Origin of the sequence: Sphingobacterium prati (assembly GCF_013167215.1) — a bacterium.
GTDB lineage: Bacteria > Bacteroidota > Bacteroidia > Sphingobacteriales > Sphingobacteriaceae > Sphingobacterium > Sphingobacterium prati.
The window spans coordinates 892,692-910,407 of the sequence record NZ_JABJWY010000034.1 but is presented as its reverse complement, the minus strand read 5'-3'; the positions used below and the strand labels follow the sequence as shown (position 1 = coordinate 910,407).

At 39.9% G+C, this 17,716-nt stretch carries 16 protein-coding genes; 8 read left to right on the top strand and 8 right to left on the bottom strand.

Annotation, left to right across the window (positions count from 1 at the left end; translation table 11 throughout):
- Window positions 1–57: 57 nt before the first annotated feature.
- Together HPC41_RS14130 and rpoN are read right to left on the bottom strand one after the other, a co-directional pair.
- The gene (locus tag HPC41_RS14130) at window positions 58–933 is read right to left on the bottom strand and encodes a carbon-nitrogen hydrolase (protein ID WP_172394618.1); all 876 of its coding nucleotides are present in this window, start codon (window positions 931–933) and stop codon (window positions 58–60) included.
- A gap of 80 nt (window positions 934–1,013) precedes the next feature.
- Entirely contained in the window at window positions 1,014–2,480 is a 1,467-nt protein-coding gene (rpoN, locus tag HPC41_RS14125; RefSeq protein WP_172394617.1) for an RNA polymerase factor sigma-54, read from the bottom strand.
- 376 nt (window positions 2,481–2,856) lie between these two features.
- Between rpoN and HPC41_RS14120 the strand changes: the two genes are divergently transcribed.
- Window positions 2,857–5,229 (top strand): penicillin-binding protein 1A, encoded by a 2,373-nt coding sequence (locus HPC41_RS14120; protein WP_172394616.1) that lies wholly within the window; start codon window positions 2,857–2,859, stop codon window positions 5,227–5,229.
- A gap of 92 nt (window positions 5,230–5,321) precedes the next feature.
- Here the strand turns inward: HPC41_RS14120 and HPC41_RS14115 are convergent, their stop codons facing one another.
- Window positions 5,322–5,645 (bottom strand): GIY-YIG nuclease family protein, encoded by a 324-nt coding sequence (locus HPC41_RS14115; protein ID WP_172394615.1) that lies wholly within the window; start codon window positions 5,643–5,645, stop codon window positions 5,322–5,324.
- Window positions 5,646–5,744: 99 nt separating this feature from the next.
- On the opposite strand from HPC41_RS14115, the gene HPC41_RS14110 reads away from it, so the two are divergent.
- The 4 genes from HPC41_RS14110 to infB all read left to right on the top strand — a co-directional run bounded on the left by HPC41_RS14110 (window position 5,745) and on the right by infB (window position 11,619).
- Window positions 5,745–6,521 (top strand): XRE family transcriptional regulator, encoded by a 777-nt coding sequence (locus tag HPC41_RS14110; RefSeq protein ID WP_172394614.1) that lies wholly within the window; start codon window positions 5,745–5,747, stop codon window positions 6,519–6,521.
- A 139-nt stretch (window positions 6,522–6,660) separates the two neighbouring features.
- Window positions 6,661–7,125 (top strand): ribosome assembly cofactor RimP, encoded by a 465-nt coding sequence (gene rimP, locus HPC41_RS14105; RefSeq protein ID WP_172394613.1) that lies wholly within the window; start codon window positions 6,661–6,663, stop codon window positions 7,123–7,125.
- Window positions 7,126–7,130: 5 nt separating this feature from the next.
- Window positions 7,131–8,372: a transcription termination factor NusA gene (nusA, locus tag HPC41_RS14100; protein WP_104382659.1), complete on the top strand. Its 1,242-nt coding sequence runs from the start codon at window positions 7,131–7,133 to the stop codon at window positions 8,370–8,372.
- 103 nt (window positions 8,373–8,475) lie between these two features.
- Complete coding sequence (infB, locus tag HPC41_RS14095) at window positions 8,476–11,619, top strand: translation initiation factor IF-2 (protein ID WP_172394612.1); 3,144 nt, start codon at window positions 8,476–8,478, stop codon at window positions 11,617–11,619.
- A 57-nt stretch (window positions 11,620–11,676) separates the two neighbouring features.
- Here infB and gloA2 read toward each other — a convergent pair whose 3' ends face one another.
- The 4 genes from gloA2 to HPC41_RS14075 form a co-directional block, all read right to left on the bottom strand.
- Entirely contained in the window at window positions 11,677–12,069 is a 393-nt protein-coding gene (gloA2, locus tag HPC41_RS14090; protein ID WP_172394611.1) for an SMU1112c/YaeR family gloxylase I-like metalloprotein, read from the bottom strand.
- Window position 12,070: 1 nt separating this feature from the next.
- Window positions 12,071–13,132, bottom strand: coding sequence for an NADH:flavin oxidoreductase/NADH oxidase (locus tag HPC41_RS14085; protein ID WP_172394610.1), 1,062 nt, complete (start codon window positions 13,130–13,132; stop codon window positions 12,071–12,073).
- 106 nt (window positions 13,133–13,238) lie between these two features.
- On the bottom strand, window positions 13,239–13,955 hold the full coding sequence (locus HPC41_RS14080) for a 3-ketoacyl-ACP reductase (protein WP_172394609.1): 717 nt from the start codon (window positions 13,953–13,955) through the stop codon (window positions 13,239–13,241).
- A gap of 57 nt (window positions 13,956–14,012) precedes the next feature.
- Complete coding sequence (locus tag HPC41_RS14075; protein ID WP_246250653.1) at window positions 14,013–14,600, bottom strand: NUDIX domain-containing protein; 588 nt, start codon at window positions 14,598–14,600, stop codon at window positions 14,013–14,015.
- Between the two features lie 22 nt (window positions 14,601–14,622).
- On the opposite strand from HPC41_RS14075, the gene pyrE reads away from it, so the two are divergent.
- Both pyrE and HPC41_RS14065 read left to right on the top strand, forming a co-directional pair.
- Window positions 14,623–15,273, top strand: coding sequence for an orotate phosphoribosyltransferase (pyrE, locus tag HPC41_RS14070; RefSeq protein WP_077435452.1), 651 nt, complete (start codon window positions 14,623–14,625; stop codon window positions 15,271–15,273).
- Between the two features lie 19 nt (window positions 15,274–15,292).
- Entirely contained in the window at window positions 15,293–15,691 is a 399-nt protein-coding gene (locus HPC41_RS14065) for an SRPBCC family protein (protein ID WP_172394607.1), read from the top strand.
- 63 nt (window positions 15,692–15,754) lie between these two features.
- Here HPC41_RS14065 and HPC41_RS14060 read toward each other — a convergent pair whose 3' ends face one another.
- Window positions 15,755–16,471 (bottom strand): superoxide dismutase, encoded by a 717-nt coding sequence (locus tag HPC41_RS14060; protein WP_172394606.1) that lies wholly within the window; start codon window positions 16,469–16,471, stop codon window positions 15,755–15,757.
- 177 nt (window positions 16,472–16,648) lie between these two features.
- Between HPC41_RS14060 and HPC41_RS14055 the strand changes: the two genes are divergently transcribed.
- Complete coding sequence (locus tag HPC41_RS14055) at window positions 16,649–17,695, top strand: ferredoxin--NADP reductase (RefSeq protein ID WP_172394605.1); 1,047 nt, start codon at window positions 16,649–16,651, stop codon at window positions 17,693–17,695.
- Window positions 17,696–17,716: the final 21 nt, after the last annotated feature.

Below are 17,716 nucleotides of genomic sequence, written 5' to 3'. Positions count from 1 at the left end.
TTTAATCTGTTCTTCTTTTCATGAATCACAAATTAAAATGGCCAATATGATTAACTACTAGTCTTCGTCAATAAAACGTTTGGTGATTGGGGAATACGTGTCGATTCTACGGTCACGTAGAAAAGGCCAGTGTTTTCTGAAATAGTCAGATTCACTTAGATCCAATTCGATGACTTCAATTTCTTCCTTGTCATGGGAGGCCAGGTACAATAACTTGCCTTGTCCATTTGTCACAAAGCTGCCACCCCAGAATTTCATGGCACCATCTTGTTCATATCCGACTCGGTTAACGGATACCACAGGTACACCGTTTGCGACAGCATGAGAACGTTGAATGGTTTGCCATGCATTGTATTGATCTTTATTGGTTTCTTCGTCCTGATCTGTAGCCCAGCCAATTGCTGTTGGGTAGAACAGAATTTCTGCGCCCATCAATGCTGTAATTCTGGATGCCTCAGGGTACCATTGATCCCAACAGATCAATATCCCGATTCGACCAAATCTTGTCTTAAATACTTTATAACCTAGATCGCCGGGGGTGAAATAGAATTTCTCATAAAATGCCGGATCATCAGGGATATGCATTTTACGGTATTTGCCTAAATAGGATCCGTCAGCGTCTAATACGGCCGTCGTATTATGATAAAGGCCTTCAGTTCTTTTTTCAAATAATGAAGCGATAATAACGACTCCTGCTTCTTTCGCAACAGCGGATAGGGCGTCTGTAGACGGGCCGGGGATAGATTCAGCCAGGGCGAAATTGTCATAGTCTTCGACATCGCAAAAATATAAAGAGGTAAAGAGTTCTTGCAGACACACAATTTGCGCACCTTTTGCAGCGGCTTCTTTTACTTTAGCGATTGCTTTTTCGAGATTCTCTTGTTTGCTTGCGGTACAGCTCATCTGTACAACTCCAACTTTTACTTTGCTCATTCCTTAATGCTTATTTAATTCAGGCACAAAGATACTATTCTTAATTTAGATTTGATTATTGGGTAAAACAAAAAGAGCTCTTAGAGCTCTTTTCGTAATCTTGCGACGGGTATATTCAATGCCTCTCGGTATTTAGCAACCGTTCGGCGGGCGATGTTATAGCCTTTTTCCTTAAGAATTTCGGTTAATTTTTCATCAGCCAGCGGTTTGCGCTTGTTTTCTTTGGCGATACATTCTTCCAATATTTTCTTAACTTCCTTATTGGAAACCTCCTCTCCAGAGTCTGTTTGAATGGCTTCAGAGAAAAACGATTTTAATAGAAATGTTCCAAATTCAGTCTGTACATATTTCGAATTCGCTACGCGGGAGACGGTAGAGATGTCCATGTCTATTTTGTCTGCGATATCTTTTAAGATCATGGGTTTCAGTTTGCGGTCATCACCAGTAAGAAAGTAATCGTATTGATATTCCATTATTGCATTCATGGTTTTGAGGAGCGTTTGTTGGCGCTGCTTGATGGCGTCGATGAACCACTTTGCCGAATCGAGTTTCTGTTTGACAAACTGTACCGCTTCTTTCATTTTTTTATCTTTTTGATCAGACTTTTCGTAATGTTCAAACATGTGTTGATAGTCCCGGCTTATACGAAGTTCTGGTGCATTACGTCCGTTTAGGGTTAAATGAAGAATGCCATCGTTGTTGCTAATATGAAAATCGGGAATGATATGAAGCTGTTTGCCTGCCACTGCTCCGGAATCACCTGGTTTGGGATTGAGCTTTAGAATTTCATTCACCACATTTTTTAAATCTTCAGGAGAAACCCCTAGGGATTTTTCAAGCTTATCGTAATGCTTTTTTGTGAATTCATCTAAATAATGGGCAACCACTTTAATGGCGAGTTTGATCGTTGGGTTGTTCGCATCTTTCTTTTGTAACTGAATCAAAAGACACTCTTGTAGATCTCTGGCCCCAATCCCTGCTGGCTCGAAGTCCTGGATTATTTTTAACATTTCCAATACTTCGTGTTCGTCAGTCATCACATTCTGACCAAAAGCTAGATCGTCTACCAAATTTATGATCGGACGTCGTAGGTAACCGTCGTCATCAAGGCTTCCGATAATTTGCTGGCCGATTAGAAAATGCTTATCATCTAAGGCAAGGAGGTCTAATTGTTGTTGCAGCTGCTCGTAGAAGGAATGTTGAATGGCAACAGGCATTTCTTTTCGTTCATCATCGTCATCACCATAATCGTATCCATTTCCATAGTCTTTATAATCATCCTCCTGTATATAGTCCTCTAAGCTGAAGTCATCTGAATCAAAGCTCTCTTCATTATCAAAATTGTCATCCGGATCTTTATCGGGGTACTCTTCGATTGGATCGGTCATATTAGTCAAGCTACCATCTTCTAATGCAGGGTTTTCCTCTAATTCTTCTTTTATTCTGGCATCTAATGAAACTGTTGGTACCTGCAACAATTTAATAAATTGAATTTGTTGTGGAGACAGTTTTTGTAATAGCTTTTGTTGTAATGTCTGTTTTAACATGCTAATAGTTGACTAGTTTACATCTAAATTTAAACAAATATCATTATTATTTTAAAATAAAATAGATATTAAATCAAAAGTAGGTATAATATTTGTGGAAGCATCGGCTAACTTATTGATCTAAACAAAGTCCTCCTTCAATTTTTTCGCATGTTAATTTTGCAAATCGAGTATGACAGTATTGCTACTGACCGTTTTTCGCGAAAGAGTTTGTTCAAATTAAAGGCTTATTTTTTATTGTTAAAAAATGTAAATAGTTGATTAGGGAGATGTATTTAGTTGTATATTTAGCCCCTGAACACATGTAGGCGCATATTGAGCGAGGGTAAAACCTTTTGCTGATTCAATATGTTGATTATAAGATAAATTTCCATTTATGTTTAGACGTATAAAGAATCGGATTCTTCGTTATCTCCTTATTGCAATATATTTTGTTGTTGTTTTGGTTTGTGCCATACAGCTCAATTTTTTGTGGCTTTTTGGTTATTCACCCACTAAAAAAGATATTATTATGCCTAGTGTCAATATTTCGACAGAGTTATATACTGCCGATAGCGTACTGATAGGACGGTATTTTGATGAGGATAGAAATCCTGTTCCTTTTGACAGTATTCCTAAAACTGTTATCAACGCGCTTATTGCGACGGAGGATGTACGTTTCTATCAGCATAATGGTGTTGATTTTCTTGGACTCGGTTCAGGTATAGTCTCTACCTTAAAAGGGGATAAGCGTGGGGCAAGTACGATTACGCAGCAATTGGCAAAGAATCTTTACCGTACTCGTTATAATAAGGCAGGAGGATTTTTGACACGTTTGCCTGTTGCCGGATTGGTCATTACGAAATTTAAAGAGTGGATGACTGCTTATAAACTAGAGCAACGATATAGTAAAAGCCAGATTTTAGAAATGTATCTCAATACGGTTTCTTTTAGTAATAATGCATATGGTATAGAAACCGCTGCGAAGCGATATTTTTCAAAAGGAGCTAATCAGCTGAACCAAAATGAAGCTGCTGTTTTGATTGGTATGTTGAAAGGAACAACCTTATATAATCCGATAAGAAATCCTGAGAAGGCATTTGATCGTAAAAATACGGTATTGAGTCAAATGCATAAGAGTGGCTTTCTAAAAAAAGAAGAATATAATGCATTGATTAAAGAAAAGATCGTTTTGAACGCCAATAATCGAGATGTGAACGCTGGAGGGGATTCATATCTGCGAGCTGCTGTTGCTAAATGGTTAGAAAAATGGTCGGAGGAGAATAATTACGATATCTACACCGATGGTTTAAAAATTTACACAACCATTAATTCTAAATTACAGAAGCATGCAGAAGAGGCTGTTGCAAAGCAGATGGCTGAGTTGCAGCAACGTTTAAATAATACATGGGCAGGTCAAGAACCTTGGCGGGATCTTTCTGGAAAAGTGCTTCCGAACTTTTTGGAGAATTTGGCTAAGAAAACCCCTTATTATGCATTTTTGAGTAAGAAATATGCGAATAGTCCAGACAGTATCAATTTTTTTCTGAATAAGAAGAAAAAAATGGAGGTCTATAATTGGAAGGACAATGGTAAGATCGAGAAGGAGATGTCTACGATGGATTCTCTGAAATATTATGCTATGATGTTGAATGCGGGGATGATGTCGATGGATCCTTACTCGGGTGAAATTAAAGCTTGGGTAGGTGGTATAGACCACCAATATTTCAAATATGATCATGTGATGCAGGCGAAACGACAAGCAGGGTCTACATTTAAACCTTTTGTTTATTTAGCAGCCCTCGAATCGGGCATGGCACCTTGTGATAAGATTACGGATAAGCCTGTTACAATTAAGATTGATAAGGGGGATTCCATTGAAGTGTGGGAACCGAAAAACGCAGATTGGAATTTTTCATACCGTGAGATGTCGTTGCGTCATGCAATGGCTCGGTCTATTAACTCAGTGACTGTTCAGTTGACTGATAAGGTCACGCCAGCAAAAGTTGTGGATGCTGCACAGCGTTGTGGTATTACGAGTAGGCTTAATCCGGTAGCATCGGTTGGGTTGGGACCTAATGATGTATCGGTCTTTGAGATGGTCAACGGTTACGCTACGATGATGAACCATGGTGAGCGGGTTACTCCGGTACTGGTTTCTAAAATTGAAGACCATGATGGGAATGTCATTGCTACTTTTCAGGCAGAACGTAAACAAGTGGTTGATAAACAGGATGCTTGGTTGATGACTTATATGTTGCGGGGTGGGATGGAAGAGCCGAGAGGTACCTCGCAGGGATTATGGGAGTGGGACCTTTTTGATAATGAAAATCAAATTGGCGGTAAGACTGGTACTTCGTCGGAATATGTTGATGGCTGGTATATGGGGGTAACAAAGGATTTGGTCACTGGAATCTGGGTGGGATGTGATGAAAGAAGTATACATTTCAAAAATTCACACACAGGAGAAGGCTCACGTACGGCCCTACCTATATTTGGCGTGTTTTTGGAATCTGTTTATAAAGATAGACAATTGGGGTACACGCAGGGTAAGTTCCCCGAACCTACCGTTGAAATTACAAAATCCTACAAATGTGAAACCCCGCGTTATAGTGATCCTGAACCAGAACAGAGCGATTCGACAAGTGTTGAGGAGCAAATGGATGAAGATTTTATTGGACCTGAGGAAGAATCGACAGAGGGAAATGCGGAACGCAACCAAAATGAGGACGGTGTCAGCGAAAATTTGGGTACATCGGAGAATCTGTAGTTTGCGTAAAGTTGGTTAACAGTTTATCCTGTTTTGGATTTAAGATAAATGCTATCTAATGAATATTAGGTAGCTTTTTTTATTATATTTTATTAGGCTGCATAACTGCTGTTTCTTTTGATGTAAGACTGCTGTTGTTGCGGGTATAGGTTATTCCAGTTTGGATTATTTTTACGAATAATTCGCTCGATTTGCATATGTGTAAAATGCTGTAATTCGTTCATTCTTTTTTTAGCGCAGGACAATTCCGTAAAGGCTTCAGAATAAATAATTCTATTTAAATTGGCGCCCTGTTGGAAAATAAAGCTATTGGTCTGCTGGAGTTCCAATACAGTGCTCAATATATTGGAGGTGAAGTTGATTTCAAAGTGTCTTCTGTTGTTGTCAGTTAATATATATACAATAAAATTGCTCATAATGCTAAATTATTTGGATGTTTAAATTTTATTTACTAATTTTATTGGCACAATAATACTAATAAATTTAGTTTTTGCAAAATATTTTTGAAAAATAATATGTCAAATATTTCATCCAACTTGAAATTCCTTCGAAAAGGAAAGAAAATTACGCAGCAGCAATTTGCTGATATTATGGGGATTAAGCGAGCTTCTGTCGGTGCTTATGAAGAGGATAGAGCGGAACCTAAATATGAATTGCTAAAAAAAATTGCCGAGTTTTATGGGTTAACCATGGATGAGTTGGCGAATGATGTGATTGATGATAAATGGAAGCCTATACCTAAAAGCAATGCTTCGAACCTTCGGGTATTGAGTGTAACTGTTGACGGGAATGATCGTGAAAACATTGAGCTCGTGCCCATTAAAGCAAGTGCGGGTTATTTAAATGGATATGGTGATCCCGAGTATGTGGCCGAGCTTCCAAAATTTTCGCTACCAATGTTTGGTCAGGGGACTTTTCGGGCATTTGAGATTAAAGGAGATTCGATGTTGCCCCTGCCATCTGGATCTATTATTGTAGCGGAATATGTCGAAAATTGGCATGATATAAAACCAGGGCATACTTATGTAGTCGTGTCTCGAGAGGAGGGGGTGGTTTATAAGCGGATTGCATTTAAATTTAAAGAAGATAAAGGTTTAAAGCTTGTTTCTGATAATAAAACTTACGAACCATACTGGGTTGAGACTCCTGATATTCTTGAGGTATGGAAGGCGAAAGCTTTTATTAGCACCCAACTGCCGGAACCAACTCCTGAACCGACGATGGAAACATTGACCAGCATGATGGCTCAGATGCAAAAGACAATTAATGCAGTCGTTGATAATTCAAAATAATAGAAAAAATAGTGCTGCTGTAGATGGGATATTTGTTTTTTATTTTATAAAATACTATATTTGCATATCTGAAAGGAAGGGGGCTCGTATTGCCCCCTTTTTTTAATACAATTAATTTAGCATTCTAGGCAGCAGAACAATGCAAGATGTAGAAAAAAGAGTTATCGAACTTATAGAAGAAAAAATAGCAGATCGCGAGGATTTGTTTATTGTTAGTGTAAAGATGCTTCCAAATAAGATTTTGGAAATTCTCTTAGATGGGGATAACGGTGTTAATATTGATGATTGTGCACAAGTGAGTCGTCATGTCGGTTTCCATTTAGAAGAAGAAAATGTGATCGATAATGCTTATCGTTTGGAAGTTTCATCTCCTGGTATAGATTCAAATTTTGTCAATAATCGGCAATATCAAAAAAATATAGGTCGTACTGTACAGGTCAAGTTGCACGATAATACAAAAATTGAGGGAACTTTATTGACGGTAGACGCAACCAAGATTAACATTCTTCAAAAAGTAAAAGAAAAAGGTAAAAAAGCGCAAGAGGTGGAAAAAGAACTTCCTTTTGATCAAATAAAAGCAACAAAAGTGGTAATTTCATTTTAAAAATAATGAGTAACAGCAACATCAATCTGATAGACTCTTTTCAGGAGTTTAAGGAGTTTAAGAATATCGATAGACCTACGGTCATTACAGTATTAGAAGAGGTTTTTCGTAGTATGATCCGTCGTCGTTTCGGTACGGATGAAAATGTGGATGTTATCGTGAATCCAGATAATGGGGATTTAGAGATTTGGAGAACGCGTGTCGTTGTTGAAGATGAATTTTCTGAGGATGATGATCTCGAAATTGAGTTGGCAGAAGCAAGAAAACACGATGAGGACTTGGAAGTAGGGGATGATTTTATCGAACAGATCACATTAGAAAGCTTTGGACGTCGTGCTATTTTAGCTGCTCGTCAAACACTGGTGTCGAAAGTATTAGAGTTGGAAAAAGACGAAGTCTTTAAAAAATATAAAGATAGAGAAGGTGAGTTGGTCATCGGTGAGGTTTATCAAATCTGGAAGAAAGAAATCTTGGTATTGGACGAGGATGGTAATGAATTGATCTTACCTAAATCTGAACAAATCCCAGCGGATTATTTCAAAAAAGGTGATGGTATTCGTGCTGTTGTTCACAAGGTCGATATGATGAACAACAATCCTAAAATTATTATTTCACGTACAGCCCCAGCGTTTTTACAACGTTTATTTGAACTGGAAGTACCTGAGATTTTTGATGGTCTGATTACCATTAAGAAAATTGTCCGCGAACCTGGTGAGCGCGCTAAAGTGGCTGTGGAATCTTATGATGACCGTATTGATCCCGTTGGTGCATGTGTGGGTATGAAGGGATCTCGTATTCATGGTATTGTGCGTGAATTGCGTAATGAAAACATTGACGTGATCAATTTTACGACAAATCATTCCCTGTATATCGCCCGTGCATTGAGCCCTGCCCGCATTAGCTCGATTAAGATTGATGAGGAAAATAAAACTGCTGCTGTATATTTAAAATCGGATCAGGTTTCTTTGGCAATCGGTCGTGGTGGACACAATATTAAATTGGCCGGCAAACTGACTGGTTACGAGATTGATGTTTACAGAGAGAATGATGAATTTGATGAGGATGTGGATATCGAGGAATTCAGCGACGAAATTGAAAGCTGGGTTATTGACGAATTGAAACGTGTTGGCTTGGACTCTGCAAAATCTGTACTATCACTCAGTGAAGAAGAGCTGGTTAGACGTACCGATTTGGAAGAAGACACCATCCGTGATATCGTACGCATATTGCAGGCTGAATTTGAATAAAATTCAGCTTGCTAATTTTTTTCTATCTAACGTTCGGAATAAATTGTTTATGGATGGAAAAAAACATATTTTTGTAATTATATTAAAATAGTTTATATTATAGATGACTGAAGGAAAAGGAACAAACTTGCTTAAAGCAGCAAAGGAACTCAACATCGGGATACATACTGCCGTAGAATGTTTAGTGAAAAAAGGATATGATGTAGAAGCAAAGCCTAACACTAAATTGAGCGGAGAGATGTATGGTGTGCTGTTAAAAGAGTTTCAGGGAGACAAATCACTGAAAGATGAAGCTAAACAAATTGTTATTGGCAAAATTCGTCGTGAAGAGTCGCCGTCCGCTTCTCCTAAAGAGTCATCTAGAAATGAGGATTTTGAAGAACATGAAGAACCAAAGGAGATTTTGGTTAAAAATACGGTAGAAATCCCATCTGCCAAAGAATCCGCTCCTGCCAAAGCAGATGAACCTGTTCATCAAGGAGGAATGAAAGTGGTAGGCAAAATAGATCTTGATGCCCTAAATAGAGGGGGAAACAAGGTTAAAAAAGAGGAACCTAATAAGCAGGAGCCTAAAGTAGCGAATGACTTACCTGCGGAGCCTAAAGTGGTAGATAAAGTGATCGAGAATAAAGGGGCTGAAGTCAGAGAGCCAGTCGTCGAGCCTAAAAAAGAAGAACCAAAGGTTATTGAGCAAAAAACCGAAGTCGTGACACCTAAGGCAGAAGCTCCTAAACCTGAAGTAGATAAAACTGAAGTAAAAGCAACTCCGGTTGTAGAGACAAAAACCGAACCTGTGAAGGTAGAAGAAAAGAAAAAAGACGAAACAGCGCCTAAAGCTGCTGTACCAGTAACTCCAAAAGTGGAGCCTGTGAAAAAAGAAGGAGACGATATCATTTCTGCACGTGCAGAAAGATTGACAGGTCCTAAAGTAATTGGTAAGATTGAATTGCCTTCTGCAAGACCTTCCCACAAACCTGTGGCATCATCTTCAAATGCTGGAAATAATGAGAAACGTAAGCGGAAACGCACGAATCCAAATGGTCCAGTAAATCCGAATGCGGGACAAGGTCAAGGTCATAACAACCAAAATCGTGGCCCCCGTGATGGAAATAATAACCACAATCGTGACCAACAAGGAAACAGAGGTGGCAATCAAGGAAACAACAATAATCCGAACAACCGTCCGGGACAAAACAACCAGCATCCGGGTAGACCAGGACAAGGTGGAAACAACCAACATCCAGCTAGACCGGGACAAGGAGGTGCAAGACCTCAACATGGCCGTTTTGATAATAGAGGAAAAGGAAGACCTGTTGAAAATAAAGAGGAGCCTTCTGAAAAAGAAATCCAAGATCAAATCAAAGCAACACTTGCCCGCTTAAGTGGTGCTGGTAAATCTGGTAAATTTGCACAACGTGCGAAATTAAGACGTCAAAAACGTGATGATGTTGCGCAACATGCCGAAGAAGCAGCAATGGAGCAAGAATTGATGGCAAAGGTATTGCGCGTCACAGAATTTGTTACGGCGAATGAGCTGGCAAATTTAATGGACGTTCAGGTTACCCAGATTATCGCTACATGTATGAGCTTAGGGATGTTTGTGTCCATCAATCAACGCCTTGATGCAGAGACTTTGACTATTGTAGCAGATGAATTTGGCTATCAAGTTGAATTTATTAAACCTGAAGATGAGGAAACTGCGGAACTGGAAGAAGCGGATACTGAGGCGAATTTGGTGCCTAGAGCGCCAATTGTTACAGTGATGGGACACGTTGACCACGGTAAGACATCTTTGTTGGATTATATCCGTAAAGCCAACGTTACGTCTGGCGAGGCTGGTGGTATCACACAACATATCGGTGCTTATGCCGTGAAGTTGGATGATGATCGTAAGATTACATTTTTAGATACACCAGGTCACGAAGCCTTTACGGCAATGCGTGCACGTGGTGCGAAAGTAACAGATATCGTCATTATCGTTATTGCGGCGGACGACGCAGTCATGCCACAAACAAAAGAAGCGATCAATCACGCTCAAGCAGCTGGCGTACCAATTGTATTTGCCTTTACTAAGGTGGATAAACCTGGTGCAAATCCGGATAGAATCCGTGAACAGCTTTCTGCAATGAATATCTTAGTTGAAGATTGGGGCGGTAAATTCCAAGCACAAGAGATTTCTGCAAAAACTGGAGAAAACGTTGATCTTCTCTTAGAAAAAGTTCTTTTAGAAGCTGAAATGTTGGATTTAAAAGCGGATCCTAAAAAACGTGCTGTTGGTTCGGTGATTGAAGCAGCCTTGGATAAAGGTCGTGGTATCGTAACTACAGTGTTAATCCAAGGTGGTACACTTCGTGTTGGAGATCCAATTTTGGCGGGTTCTCATTCAGGTAAGGTGAAAGCCTTGACCAATGAAAGAGGTGAACGCGTTAAGGAGGCTGGTCCTTCGGTACCGGTACAGATATTGGGTATGGCCGGAGCACCTACAGCAGGGGATAAGCTTTATGTTCTTGAAAGTGAGTCTGAAGCTAGAACTGTCGCAAACAAACGCCTACAGTTACAACGTGAACAAGGTATGCGTGCAACGAAACATATTACCTTGGATGAGATCGGTCGTCGTTTGGCTATCGGTAACTTTAAGGAGCTTAATATTATCGTGAAAGGTGATGTGGATGGTTCGATTGAAGCCTTATCAGATTCATTATTGAAATTGTCAACGGATGAAATCCAAGTAAATATTATCCATAAATCAGTAGGTGCGATCTCTGAGTCAGATGTATTATTGGCTTCGGCTTCTGATGCGATCATTATCGGTTTCCAAGTTCGTCCAACACAAAATGCACGTAAACTTGCTGAGAATGAACAAATCGACGTCCGTTTATATTCTATCATCTATGATGCAATCGAAGAGATCAAATCTGCGATGGAAGGTATGTTGGCACCGAAATTTGAAGAGAAAATTGTTGCTGAGGTTGAAATCAGAGAAACATTCAAAATTTCTAAAGTGGGTACCATTGCAGGATGTATGGTTAGAGAAGGTAAAATCAATAGAAATAATGATATCCGCATAATCAGAGACGGCGTTGTTATCCATACAGGTAGATTGGCATCCCTGAAACGTTTTAAAGACGACGTGAAAGAGGTTGCACAAGGTTACGAGTGTGGTTTGAATATTGACCGTTTCAACGATATTCAGGTCGGGGATATTGTAGAGGCTTACGAACAAGTAGAAGTAAAACGTAAATTGTAATATTGCATTTACGATAGCATAAAAAAGCGTTGATTTTTATCAACGCTTTTTTTGTTTTTATCGCTCATACAGTTCTATCGGAAGCTGATCGGGATCGGTAAAGAAAGTGAACCTTTTTTGTGTTAGTTCGTCAATTCTTATTCCTTCATGTGTAATGCCTGCCTGCTCTAATTTATGTATTTCCGCATTCAGGTTATCGACTTCAAAAGCGAGATGTCTTAAACCAGCCGCTTCGGGAAAGCTAGGTCTGGTAGGTGGGGTAGGGAAGGAAAACAGTTCGATGATGTACGTATCTTTAAGTTTTAAATCCAGTTTATATGAATCGCGTTCTACCCGATAATGCTCCTGCCAAATTTCCAGTCCCAGGACTTCGGTATAAAATTTTTTTGACCGCTGATAATCCTTGCATATGATGGCAATATGGTGTATTTTGTTTAAGCTTAGTTTCATCTTATTTTGCTCTTTCGTACTGTTTTGGCCAAGGGACATCTACGGATAATTCTTTGGCAAAGTGCAGTGGGAGATGTGGGTCATCCAAAAAGCTCCTTGCAATCATAATGAGATCGGCTTGTTCTTGTGCAATAATGTCTGAGGCTTGGGCCGCAGTTTTAATAAGCCCTACAGTGGCAGTTTTGCTTCCGGTTTTTTCTTTGATTGCTCGAGCGAATGGAAGTTGATATGCTGGGCCAAGGTCAATTTTTTGATGGGAAACGGCTCCACCGCTCGATACATCAATGATTTCAACTCCTTCTTCAGTCAAAAACCGTGATAGTGCAATGGATTGGTCTAGATCCCAACCATCCGGAGCCCAATCTGTGGCCGAGATCCGTACCCATAAACTTTGGGTTGTTATTTCCAGTTTTACCCGTCTAATGATTTCCAGTAAAAAACGAATCCTATTTTCAAAAGAACCACCAAATTTGTCGGTTCGTATATTGCTCAGTGGCGAGAGAAACTGATGAATGAGATAGCCGTGTGCAGCATGGAGTTCGATGATTTGGTAGCCAGCTTGAATTGCCCTTTTTGCAGCTCGTCCAAACTGCTCAATCAAGTCTTCAATTTCATCTATTTTAAGTTCCTGTGGGACATAATCTCCCGAATGGAAAGTCAGTGCGGATGGAGCGACAGTCTGCCATCCTAGCGGGTCTGTAGGGGCAAATTGACCTCTGCCCAGCCAGGGTTTATTGCTGCTTGCTTTGCGGCCTGCATGGGCAAGCTGAATGCCCGGAACTGCATCGTTTTCCTTAATGAATGTTGTTATCTCCCGTAGTTTTTCGATATGCTGATCATCCCATATCCCAAGGTCTCCGTAGCTGATTCTGCCTTCAGGAACAATGGCTGTTGCTTCCTGTATGATTGCCGCCGCACCTCCGGTAGCGAACTGACCCAGGTGAACAAGGTGCCAGTTGTTTGCAAAACCATCTTTAGCTGAATATTGGCACATGGGGGATACGACTAAGCGGTTTTTCAAATGTAAAGAACCGATGTTTATTGATGAAAATAGTTCACTCATAATTTTTTTCTTATCCTGGACAGGGGGCTGTCCAGGAAGATTGGTGATTACAATTAATAGTTTTATTGCGAACTTCTAAATTTATGAAGCTTCGAAATATTGAATTTTACGGATTTGTGGACCATAAGGAGGCAGATTTTAACATCGCTCTTCGCGGTAATTTTAAATTCGCAATAATTAGTTCTGCGAAATCCTCGGGTTGTAATACCTTTTCTGGATCACCATCCGTGAGGCCAAGATCTTTCGACATATCCGAAGCGATGGTACTTGGCATCAGTGTACATACCCGGATATTGTTTTTACGTACTTCACGCATCAAGGAGTCAGCGAATCCAATAACGCCAAATTTTGAAGCGCTATAGGCTGAGGTGGTAGCCGCCCCATTCAATCCGGCGGTAGAAGATACCATCACAATGTCACCTTGGTTTTTTTCAATAAGTTGCGGCAGGATAGCCTTTGTAACAAAATAGGTTCCCAACAGGTTAACATTAATAATTGCTGTCCAATCATTCACGTCCATATCCACCACCGAAGAAAAGGAAGATATACCCGCATTGTTGATTAAAATATCAAAGTAGCCGAAGGTTTCATTGAGACTTTTAACTCCTTGTTGCACGGCAGTGTTGTCAGATACGTCAAATACGCTATAAGTAACCTGTGTCCCAAATTCAGCCAGTTCGGCAACGGTTTGTTTCAACGCAATTTCGTTTCTGCCTGTAATCGCTACATGGACACCTTCTTTAGCCAATGCAATAGCAATAGCCTTTCCTAATCCCTTTGCCCCACCTGTAACTAAGGCCCTTTTTCCTGTTATATTTTCCATACGATAAAAATAAGAATGATCTCTCGGATTACTGTCAAATGAACCTCAAAAGGCGGCCTATTTAAGCTTTTTGATGAGGTTTTCTATAATGGGATAGGTGTTGGCCCGTACTTCATCAAATTGGTCCACGTGACGCCATTCCGCTTTTGTAATATCTTCAGCTGTTTGAGGAATCAATTTCGGAACTTTATTAACGCCCATTTCATACCAATTGGTTGCCTTTAATACAAACTCTCCGTTACGTAAATAGTAGGTATGGTACGATGTGGTTATCTTCTTACCTAAATAATTTATTTTAATACCGCATTCTTCTTCTACTTCCCGTACCGCGGCTTCTTTCATCTTTTCATTGTCCTCAACTTTACCTTTCGGAAGATCCCATTTGCCTAGACGGTAAATAAAAAGGTAATCTCCATCACCGTTTTTGACCAATCCGCCAGCTGCTTTGATGATTTTAAGTTTACTTTTTAAATTTTGAAATACTGTTTCGAAATCCCTATTAACATAGAGATATGTTTTCGGAACTTTGTCAATTTCAGATTGTTTGAAAAGTTTTTGAAGTTCAATGTCTTGAATACTAATTGTTTGCGTGTTTTTAGTTTTCGAGGGAACAAAATCTGCTAAAATTAGCAGGGTTTCGTTCATATAAATTTTATAAATTTGCGCCATGAATAATTTAAATGAGGTTGAACAAAAAGTTGCTGAATCCTTATTGCAAATTAAAGCAATAAAATTGCAACCTAAAAGTCCTTTTACTTGGGCGTCGGGTTGGAAGTCTCCAATTTACTGTGATAACCGTATCACTTTATCTCATCCAGCGATACGCACGTATATTCGTCAGAAGCTTTCTAAGCTTATTCAAGAAGAGTTTGGATCAGTAGATATGATTTCTGGAGTTGCTACGGCGGGCATTCCACAAGGTGTGTTAGTAGCGCAGGATTTAGGCCTGCCATTTTCTTATGTTAGAAGCTCAGCAAAAGATCATGGTCGTCAAAATATGATTGAAGGCGAAGTTGTTAGTGGCCAGCGGGTCGTTGTGGTTGAAGACTTAATATCAACTGGTAAAAGCAGTCTGATCGCAGTAAAAGCGTTGCGCGAAGCAGGTTGTAATGTTGTTGGATTGGTTTCCATATTTACTTATGGATTGCAACAAGCGACAGATAATTTTGCAGATGCAAAATGTCCTTATTTCAGTTTATGTAACTACGATGCACTGATTCAGGTCGCAGCTGAGAATAGCTATGTATTGGAAGAAGATGTTGAAATTTTGAAAAAGTGGAGATTGAACCCTGCCGGATGGGGGGAAAACTTTCAATAAAGATCGATAATTTACCGTTATGACCACTATTCAGAATACCACAGAAATTAACAGGAGCGTTGGCGAAGTATTTGCTTTTTTAACTGATCTCAATAATCATGAGCAGTTAATGCCCGAAAATATCTACAACTGGTCTTCAACAGCAGACGAAGCCCGATTTACCATTCAAAATATGGCGAAATTGGCGTTAAAAGTTGAGGAACGGGTAGCTAATGAATTAATTAAGCTCATTCCTTCTGAAAAGGCACCATTTGAGGTTACCTTACGCTGGGAACTGCAGGCCGTATCAGATACGGTGACGAAAGCGACTTTTGTGATTGATGCAGATTTAAATATGATGATGAAAATGATCGCTACGGGGCCGCTTCAAAAGCTGATCGATTTTCAGGTAAACAAACTGAAAGCTGTGCTGGGATAGTAGATCTTGGTGACGGATTATATAACATAAAAAAGCTCGATCGTTAGATCGAGCTTTTTTATGTTAAGCTATTCGCTCATTTACTTTTTTCCAGTTGACGACGTTCCACCAATTTTTGATATAGTCCGCTCTTTTGTTTTGATAATGCAGGTAATAAGCATGCTCCCAAACGTCGAGACCCAAAACTGGGATACCTTTTACTTCCGCAACATCCATTAATGGATTATCCTGATTTGGCGTAGACGTTATTTTCAGGTTTCCTGAATCGTCGAGGATCAACCAGGCCCATCCCGAACCAAAACGCGTGGTTGCTGCCGCGGCAAATTGCTCTTTGAATTTGTCGATTGAACCGAAGGTCTTGTTGATCATGGTCAACAATTTTTCCGAAGGCTGGCTTGTTTTGTCGGACAGGCTTTCCCAAAAGAAATTGTGATTCCAGGCACCACCTGCATTATTTCTGGCTTTCGCGGAATATTTGGATATATTAGCTAAAAGCTGCTCTTCGGAAGTTTCTTTGATTGATTCGGCAACAATGGCCTCGTTGACGGCATTGATATAGGCCATATGGTGCTTTGTATAATGGATTTCCATCGTCAGGGCGTCAATATTGGGCTCCAATGCGGCATAACTGAAAGGTAACTCGACTTGGGAAAACTTTAACGTAGCGGCATCTAATTCAGTTTCTTTCGCGGAAGCAATATCTTGTAATATTGATCCAGATACAGCAATGCCCAATGTGGCTTTTGCTGCATTTTGAAGGAAGTTTCTGCGTGTTTGCATATAATCTTATTATGATTAGTTTTGATATAAATATAACGTGAAATTCTACAAATATTGTACGAGAATTGTCTGTCAATTGTAATACAACAAAATTGTTATATAGCGCATCTTAAAAAGCCGCTTTCGAATCCGGTTTTTTCATTTGTGTAAGCCAAAATTCGACAGTATATTTGGTTTATGTACGCATTACGAATAGCAAAGATAATTCCTCAGCCCAATAATAATATTACTTTTCAGCTGGAATCTCCTAATGGCGACTATCCTCCTTATAAAGCTGGTCAATTTATTACGCTTTCCTTCTTATTTGGTGATCGGGAGGTGCGTCGTTCTTACTCTTTTAATAGTTCCCCAGATTATAACGAGCCACCAAGTATCACTGTAAAACGTGTGGAAAATGGCGAAATTTCGAGGTTGCTTCATCACACTGTTGCCGAAGGTGATATCGTTCAGGCCATGGAGCCGCAAGGATTATTTACCTATGAGCCCGAACAATATAAAGTAAGGACTTTATTTCTATTCGCTGCCGGCATTGGTATAACACCTCTGTATTCGATTCTTAAAACGGCGCTCCTTGTTGAAGAGAAGTCAAAGGTCGTGTTGGTGTACAGTAATCGATCTGCTGACCAGGCGCCCTTTCGGGAGGAATTGGAGGAGTGGGCCCGACAATTTCCGGACCGCCTCACTATTGTGTGGATTTATTCCAACAGTAAATATCTGATGAAAGCCCGTCTGAATAGGGATTATATTCTTTCCATTGTCAGGGATCATCTCGTGGGCCCAAAAGAGGACGCATTATGCTATACCTGTGGGCCGGTGATTTATATGGATTTATGTCGTTTCACGCTTTTGGGAATGGGCTTTGATGCGAATCAGATCAAAAGAGAAACGTTCTTATTACCCGAAAATGAAGAAGATGATGACGATGAATCTGAAAGGGTGATCGATACGACCTCTTATCGGATCAAATTACGTTTTCAAGGTGAGACTTATCATCTGGAGATTCCCTACAATAAGTCTATTCTGGATGTAGGGCTTGAACATAAAATTAAACTGCCTTATTCCTGTAAGTCTGGCATGTGCAGTACCTGTATTGCACAATGTTCCAAAGGAAAAGTGAGAATGGATTACAACGAAGTGCTAACGGACCGTGAGATGGAGAATGGACGGATCTTACTGTGTACCGGTCATCCGCTGATGGACGGAACTGAGATCGAGGTACTTTAAAGGGGATATTTACCTCGTTTA